General features: G+C 32.1%; 1 protein-coding gene. It reads right to left on the bottom strand.

The window, feature by feature from the left end; translation table 11 throughout:
- A partial coding sequence (locus GRQ01_RS07530; RefSeq protein ID WP_227656247.1) for a methyl-accepting chemotaxis protein occupies positions 1-1,010 on the bottom strand: 1,010 nt, incomplete at its 5' end.

Raw genomic sequence — 1,010 nt, 5'->3', positions numbered from 1 at the left:
TTAAAACCTCTTCTTCTTCACATCTTCTAAGATATTATTAGCAATATCACTTACAGTATTAGAAATAATAGCAGATTCATTTGCAATCTCTACATTGTCTTTAGTAGTTTGATCAATTTGGGCTACGCTTTCATTGATTTGAGTAATACCTGCAGTTTGTTCTTTAATAGATTCTGCCATATCATTGATAGATTGAACTAATAAATTTGTATTAGCTTCAATTTCTGATAAAGACTTTTGAGTTCTTTCTGCTAGTTTTCTTACTTCATCAGCCACAACAGCAAATCCTCTACCATGTTCTCCTGCACGTGCTGCTTCAATCGCTGCATTTAAAGCTAAAAGATTGATTTGATCTGCAATATCTCCAATAATACCTGTGACATTTTTAATCTCTTCTGATTGAGTGATAACATCACTAGTTTTAATAGAAACATTTTGCATGGATGAAGTGATTTCTTCTAAAGCTGCTGCTGTTTCTTCTAAGGATTGAGCTTGGGAATTAGAAGAACTTGTAAGGCTTTGTACTGCGGTTTGAAGCTTACCACTTTCATTGGCTAAAGCATTAGCAAAGTCTGAGCTTTGTTTTAACATTTTTACTATTTCATCACCTAAGGCATTGGTTGTTAATTCTACACTTCCTGAAGCATTATCGATTTTATTTCTAAAATCCAAGGATTTATATTCTTCAAAAATTTTATGGATAATATTCATATCAGATCCCACTCTAGCTTGTAAAACATCAAGCAATTTATTAAGAACATTTTTAAGTTCTATGAGTTGAGGATTTCTTGGATTGGCTGTAATTCTTGCTGTTAAATTACCCCCTTCTACTATAGATACTGTTTGTACAGATTCTTTAACAGCTTGATTGTCTTGTTCTAAACCTTTTTTAGTTTGTAAGATATTCTCATTAATAGCACTTGAGATTTGACCAAATTCATCTTTGCTTTTGATTTCTATAGTAGAGACATTTTGGGTTTTATGGTTGATGAAGTCGAAGAAGGAGTTAA

Origin of the sequence: Campylobacter bilis (assembly GCF_016806695.1) — a bacterium.
Classification (GTDB): domain Bacteria; phylum Campylobacterota; class Campylobacteria; order Campylobacterales; family Campylobacteraceae; genus Campylobacter_D; species Campylobacter_D bilis.
Note: the sequence above shows the minus strand (reverse complement) of the source record. Positions and strands in the feature narration are given on the sequence as shown.